5 protein-coding genes are annotated in these 6,020 nt (G+C 70.0%); all 5 read right to left on the bottom strand.

Going from position 1 to position 6,020, the window contains the following annotated elements:
* Positions 1 to 463: 463 nt before the first annotated feature.
* Genes AS96_RS14440 through AS96_RS14420 form a run of 5 tightly spaced genes read right to left on the bottom strand, consistent with a single transcriptional unit; the run spans position 464 to position 5,875 of the window.
* Positions 464 to 1,948: an ATP-binding protein gene (locus tag AS96_RS14440; protein WP_036291286.1), complete on the bottom strand. Its 1,485-nt coding sequence runs from the start codon at positions 1,946 to 1,948 to the stop codon at positions 464 to 466.
* On the bottom strand, positions 1,945 to 2,412 hold the full coding sequence (locus AS96_RS14815; protein ID WP_026529672.1) for a hypothetical protein: 468 nt from the start codon (positions 2,410 to 2,412) through the stop codon (positions 1,945 to 1,947). The genes AS96_RS14440 and AS96_RS14815 overlap by 4 nt, the downstream gene beginning before the upstream one ends.
* A gap of 41 nt (positions 2,413 to 2,453) precedes the next feature.
* Positions 2,454 to 3,248: a hypothetical protein gene (locus AS96_RS14430; RefSeq protein ID WP_036291283.1), complete on the bottom strand. Its 795-nt coding sequence runs from the start codon at positions 3,246 to 3,248 to the stop codon at positions 2,454 to 2,456.
* Between the two features lie 50 nt (positions 3,249 to 3,298).
* Positions 3,299 to 4,765, bottom strand: coding sequence for an SCO6880 family protein (locus AS96_RS14425; RefSeq protein ID WP_036291280.1), 1,467 nt, complete (start codon positions 4,763 to 4,765; stop codon positions 3,299 to 3,301).
* Between the two features lie 6 nt (positions 4,766 to 4,771).
* The gene (locus tag AS96_RS14420; RefSeq protein WP_231477296.1) at positions 4,772 to 5,875 is read right to left on the bottom strand and encodes a type IV secretion system protein; all 1,104 of its coding nucleotides are present in this window, start codon (positions 5,873 to 5,875) and stop codon (positions 4,772 to 4,774) included.
* Between the last annotated feature and the right edge of the window lie 145 nt (positions 5,876 to 6,020).

Raw genomic sequence — 6,020 nt, 5'->3', positions numbered from 1 at the left:
AACGACAACGAGGTGGCCCCATTTTCGCCCGTCGCATTGGCCTCATTTTCGACCGTCGTCGACATCACAGTGTAGTACGAGGAATAGGCGATGCCTTGGTACTCGAAATCATCGCGGTTCGACCTGTGGGAGTAGTCCACGCGATAGTCGCCGTGCCGTGCACAGCCTGTCGACACTCGGGATTCTCGCACTGACCGCGGACGACAAACGTGCCGGAAATCCACTCCGGCTCGAACGCAGGGTGGTTGCGCGCGGAAGCTGAATCGTGTCCTTCATCCTCGGTAGGCGCTGAGAATCCGATGTATCCGGTCTGGCACTTGGGGCACGCAGGCCGCGGCCACGGCTGTCCGTCCTCAATCGGGCGAGCGAGCTCGGAAAGTGCGGGGTCCACAGCCATGCTTCCAGCGTAAGCGGGACGCTATGCGGACAGGCGTAGAATGGGAATCGATCGCGGGCGACGGCTCTAGCCTTTGCCGGTCATGCGGGCGGTGGTGTCGAACGCGGCGAGCTCGGCGGGGTGGAGTTGGTGCTGCACGACGAAGGCCCGGTCCTTGATCCGCCAGAGCCCTTGCCCGGTGCCGAGTCCGGGCAGCAGGCGGCGTTCGGTGCCGGTCAGCCCGAGCGCGACGGCGGTGGGGCCGAGCTGATCGGTCTCCTGCCGGTAGACGATCTTCGTCTCCGCGTTTGTCAGCAGGCTGTTCGCCAGCGCCCGGTTCGCCGATCCGGCATCGCCGACGTTCTCCAAGTCGGTGAGCTTGTGGAACACCAAGAGATTGGCCAGCCCGTAGTGCCGGGCGAGACGCCAGTGGGCGTCCATCCTGCGCAGGAGCGCCGGGTGGGACATGAGCCTCCATGCCTCGTCGTAGACGACCCATCTGCGGCCCCGGTTGGGGTCGAGCAGGGCGGCTTCCATCCATGCCGACGAGCAGGTCATCAGCACCGAAATCAACGTGCTGTTCTCGGTGACGCGCGAAAGATCGAGGCTGACCATCGGCAGCGACGGGTCGAACCTGACGGTGCTCGGCCCGTCGAACAGGCCGGCCAGGTCCCCGGCCACCAGGCGGCGCAGCGCGTGGCCGACCTGGCGGCCGTCCTCGGTGAGCCGGCCGTCCGGGTCGTCGGCAGGGTCGGGGCGCAGCAGCCGGTCGACCACCATCGGCAGGATCGGCACGTCCGCGTCGCGGACCGCGCCGGCCAGGGCGGTGTCGATCGCGGTGTGCTCCAACGGCGCCAACCGCCGATCCAGCACCGTCTCCGTCAAGGCTCCGAGCAGATCGCGGCGTCGCGCGGCGAGGGTGGTGGCCCACTCCTGGTCGGACAGGCCGCCGGGCCGGTAGCCCTCATCCAAGGGGTTGAGCCTGTTGCCCATCCCGTGCCCGAGGATGATCGCTTTCCCGCCGACTGCTTCGGCGACGCCGGAGTGCTCGCCTTTGGGGTCGCCGGGGACATAGACGCGGTACCCGAAGGGCAGACTGCGGGTGTAGAGGCTCTTGGCGAGCGACGATTTCCCGGAGCCGACGATCCCCGCCAAGATCAGGTTCGGCGCGGTGATGATGCCCCTGCGGTACAACTCCCACGGGTCGTACACGAACGAGGAGCCGCTGTAGAGGTCTTGGCCGATGAAGATTCCCGCGGCTCCGAGCCCGGCTTCGGCCAGGAACGGGTACTGCCCGGCGAGCACGGCGCTGGTGTCCTGATGCCGGGCCACCCGGAAGCGGCCCGGTGTCCTCAGCGCGGCCGGGCCGGGCTCGCCGGCGGCGGGCAGGTAGACCGTGGCACGGCGTTCAGCCCGTTCGGCGGCGGCCTTGGCCTGGGCCGCTTCCTTCTCGACGTGACGCTGCTCGGCGACGAGGCGGGCGGCGGCTTGCCGCCGCTGCTTGCGCAGCCGGCGCCGCTCCGAGGCGGGAGTGACGAGGACAGCGGTGTGCAGCTTCTCGCCCCGGCTCACAACGACCGCCCCCGCGTCCCGGAGACCCAACCGCCGGCGGGACGGTCGAACCATGACGAGTCCGGCGCCGGGCGAGGCTGCTGTGGCATGTCCGGCTTGGGCTGCGGCGGGCCCTCGATGCCGAGCGGTGCGAGCGCGTCCGCGTTCTGGCGAGCGGCCTCCGCGACCCATCCGGGAAACAGGCACTCATGCTCGGGCCTGCTGCCGGGGTTGTCGATGGCGTACTGGCGGGCGTCGCCGGCCGCTGCCAGGAAGGCGGCGAGGTCGCGCATCGCGCGGTCCGGGGCGACCGGCGCTCCGGCGCCGGTGAACAGGTCCCGGCCGACGAGCGTCTGCCCGGTCGCGGTGTCCTCGATGCGGTAGGCATATCGCTGGTGCTCGCCCAGCGGCGAGTCCGGCCAGACGGTCAAGGTGAGCGTCCCGACGTGCCGGGACATCGAAGCGGTGGGGTCTGCGCTGTTCATGGCGGGCAGGTGCGCGCCGGCACGTCTCCGTGGTGGCTATGTCAGAGCGACAGCCCGCGGGCCTGCTTGACGGCGGCGACGCCGGGATGCTCGAACCAGCCCCCGTCACGGACGGCGCTACGCCGCCCGGCCGTCTCTCGCTCACGGCCTGTCGTCGGGCGGCGGGCCGGGACGTGCGCCCCTGCTTCTTTGTCGATGGCGTCCTCGGCACGGATCAGGTGCCGCCGGTACAGGGCGACGTGCCCGGCCATCGCGTTGTAGGTCATCGCGTAGTCGCCGGTCTCGGCCTGCCGGTCACCGGGATAGACCGGGGCGGTGTCGTGAACGTCGCCGTTCTCCAAGGCGGCGTTCGTGGTCTCCTCGCCGTAGTCCCACGCCGACAGATGCTCGATCCCCGCCTCGACCCCGTGGGCGTCGATGAGGTCGATCACCCGGTCGGTTTCCTCGCCTTGGAGGAACACGACGCCAACCCACCGCTCCACCATCCGGTCCTGCGGGTTCCACACGATCCGGCCCGAGTGGGTCATGGCCGCGCTCAGGCGGTCGTCGGCCTGGTCGATGAGCGTGCCGGCCTGGTGCAGCTCATCCGCTGCGGCCAGCGCCTCGGCCGCACCGCCGCTGTACTCGCGGGACTCGTCGGTGACGTGATGCTGCCGGCTCAGATGGGCGGCGAGCTGGTCGAGCACCTGCCGCAGCGATCGCAGCCCGCCCAACAGCTCACCGATCACCACGTAGGTCTCGGACGGGTCCTCGAAGCTACGGCTGGCGTGAGCCAGACCGCGCAACGCCTCGTAGGCATCGCTGGCATCGCTGGTCGGGTTCGTGTATGTCGGCATCACGGGCCTCCTTCAACGAGGGTGGGATGCCTGCCAGGTGAGCGCGCCGGTCACACCGTGCGGCACAGCGGCAGCGCGGCCGCCGTGAACGCGACGGCTTGCTGGCCGACGAGCCTTCGGGTCTCGCAGGAGGCTTGGATCGAGGCTTGTTCGATCGCGGCGACTGCGGCTTCCAGCTCGTCGACGCTGGGGGCGGAGACGGAGATGAGCCCGGAGACCCGTAGAATCCCGTGGCCGGCGGTCAGGTCGGCTTCCTGCTGGAGAACGTCTTGGTATTCGGCGGTCTGCGCGGCGTCCTCGATCTGCCCGATTCGGGCGCGCTGGGCCGCATCGGAGATGTGTTCGACCTTCTTCTTGCGGATGTCGCGGGCCGCCTGGTCCGAGCGCATCGGGGTGTAGATCAGCGACACAGCCCGTTGGATGCCGGTGGAGAGCAGCACCGGCGCGAGGAACCCCGGATAGACGAGGCTGCGGGGCCACTCCGAGACCCACAGCACGGTGTGCCAGGCGGAGTCGGTGCGCAGGTTGCCCCAGGTCTCGGTGACCGTGACCGGGCCGGCGGCGGCGAGCTCCTGCCCGAGCCGCCCGTGGCGCTCCAAGGTGGCGGCCACGGCCGGGTCATACGCCGAGCGGAGGATGACCGCGACCTGACCGGGGCCGAGCCACCCCGAAGGGGTCAAGTCCGCCGAACGCAGCGCGGCGACCAGCGTCGCCATCTCCTGCCGGAGCACCGCGGCGGCGCCGCGGATGCCGCCGCCGGCGGTCCTGATCTGCCGGGAGGCGACCTTCATGTCCAGGGAGAGGCTGACCGTGGTGGCGTGCCGTTCCCCGGCGGGGCCGGCCCGCTCGATCAGTTCGCGGTAGGTGGTCGCGGCCCAGGAGCCGTCGTCGGTGCCGTGCTCGGCCCACCACTCGGCCAGCCCGCTACCGGAGTCGGGCAGGGTTCGTTCGAGCACTTGCAGGGTCGCGATCCGCCCGGACCGGCAGACCGTGGCGAGCACTCGCCCCCAGGAGGTGACGCGGCGCTCTTGCTCGCCGGGGTCGAGCAGGATGAATGCCGGATGGGTCACTTCCGTCACGACCGTCAAGGTTGCCTGGCGGGGGTCGTGGATCATGCACGCCCCGGTCTCGGGGTCCAGGTGCTCCCGAAGCCGGGCCATGTCACCGGGCAGCGCGAGACTTCCGGCAGGGCGGGGCTTGACGATCCGCCGCCGGTAGAGCAGTTGCCCGCCGGTGGAGCGCCACAGCCACCAGAGCGCGACAGGGAGCCATTCGACCATCGGCCTCCCAGCGATGGGCACCCAGGTCAGCACGACCGCGAGCAGCCAGACCGGGGCGGTGTAGACCAGCAGCATCCCGGCGCCGCCGTAGAACGCGGCCAGCAGCGCCAGGCCGCCGATGCCGAGGGTGATGAGCTGCGCGACCGAGAGGCCGAGCAGCACCCCTCGGCGGGTGAGTCGGCTGAACTTCATCGGCGTCAGCTCGCTACCGGGTGTCTTCTGGTCCGTGGTGGGCATGGGTGGTCACTCCTTGCCCCACGGCGATGCCGTGGGGTTGGACGGCTCCGTGGGCGTCCTCGGCTGCGGCGTGGACGGCGGGGGCGTCTGCGACGGCGGCGGGGTGCCGCCGTTCTGCCCGCCTGCGGCGTCGGCGGCGGTCTCGGCCTGACCGGCCACCGCGTGCCCGGCCTTCGGCCCGGCCTCGGCGGCATCCTTGGCGACCTTCGCTCCGACCACGACGGCTGCCGCCGGTCCCGCGCCCGCGGCGGAGGCGCCGGCTTCGGCGCCCACGGTTTCACCGCCGGCCGCGGCAGGTGCCTGCGCCGGGGCGGGCGACGGCGGAGGCGTGCCACCTGATCCTGCGTCCGACGCGCCGTCATTGGGGTCTTCGAGAACCTTCTTGGGCTCGCCGCCGCCTTGGGGCTTGGAGGGGATCGGGACGGGACGGTTGAGCGCGTTCTTGGCCTCCTGCTCGGTGCCCATCTGCTGGTACAGGTCGAAGCCCACGAACGACACGAAGCGGTAGACCATGTAGGGCGCGAAGGCCGCGATGCCCATGAGCACGATGCCGGTGATCGGTTCGGTGACGGCGGCGATGTCCAGCTCGATCGGGGTGGCGATCTGCGTGATCGCCAGCAAGAAGATGACGACGAGCACGAGCTTGCTGATGATGAGGGCGATCACGAACGCCGCCCATTTCCCGATCCATCCTTTGGTGGCGTCCCAGGACGCGCCGGCGAACGCGATCGGTGCCAGCACCACGCCGACCAGCAGCAGCGCCTTGCGGATCAGCAGGCTGAACCAGACGATCGCGACGGCGGCGATCATCAGCCCGGCCAGGAAGATCGTGACGATCGCGCCGACGCCGGGCGCGGCGATGTTGATGCCGCTGAGCCCGGCGGCGAGCAGGATGATCTTGTCGCCCATCGTCTCGGTGGTCTCGCCGGACGTCTGGATGATGCCGATGCTGAGCTGGTCCACGATTTCCAGTGCGAGCGCGGTCAGCGTGACGACCACGAACGCGCCCAGCACCGATTTCGCCGCGCCGAGCGCGGCTCTGGACAGCGCGGTCGGGTCGCGGCGGATCAGCCCGGTGATGAGTTGCAGGCAGAAGAAGATCCTCCACAAACACCGCAAGATGCTCGGCAATCCCCGGTACGGAGCAGTCGGAACACTGGCAATGCCCTACTTCCTCCTCTTCGAATACCTGGGTCTGCCCCGAGTCTTGTTGACAGTCGGGGGTTGGGGTGATCAGGCCGCTTCTGCGTCTGTG

Origin of the sequence: Microbacterium sp. MRS-1 (genome assembly GCF_000585455.1) — a bacterium.
Classification (GTDB): Bacteria; Actinomycetota; Actinomycetes; order Actinomycetales; family Microbacteriaceae; genus Microbacterium; species Microbacterium laevaniformans.
This window is presented reverse-complemented; position numbering and strand designations above follow the sequence as displayed.

Excerpts from the sequence above, each read along its gene's own strand:
- AS96_RS14815 (WP_026529672.1), bottom strand. The coding sequence starts at position 2,412 with ATGAACAGCGCAGACCCCACCGCTTCGATGTCCCGGCACGTCGGGACG.
- AS96_RS14430 (WP_036291283.1), bottom strand. The coding sequence starts at position 3,248 with ATGCCGACATACACGAACCCGACCAGCGATGCCAGCGATGCCTACGAG.
- AS96_RS14425 (WP_036291280.1), bottom strand. The coding sequence starts at position 4,765 with ATGCCCACCACGGACCAGAAGACACCCGGTAGCGAGCTGACGCCGATG.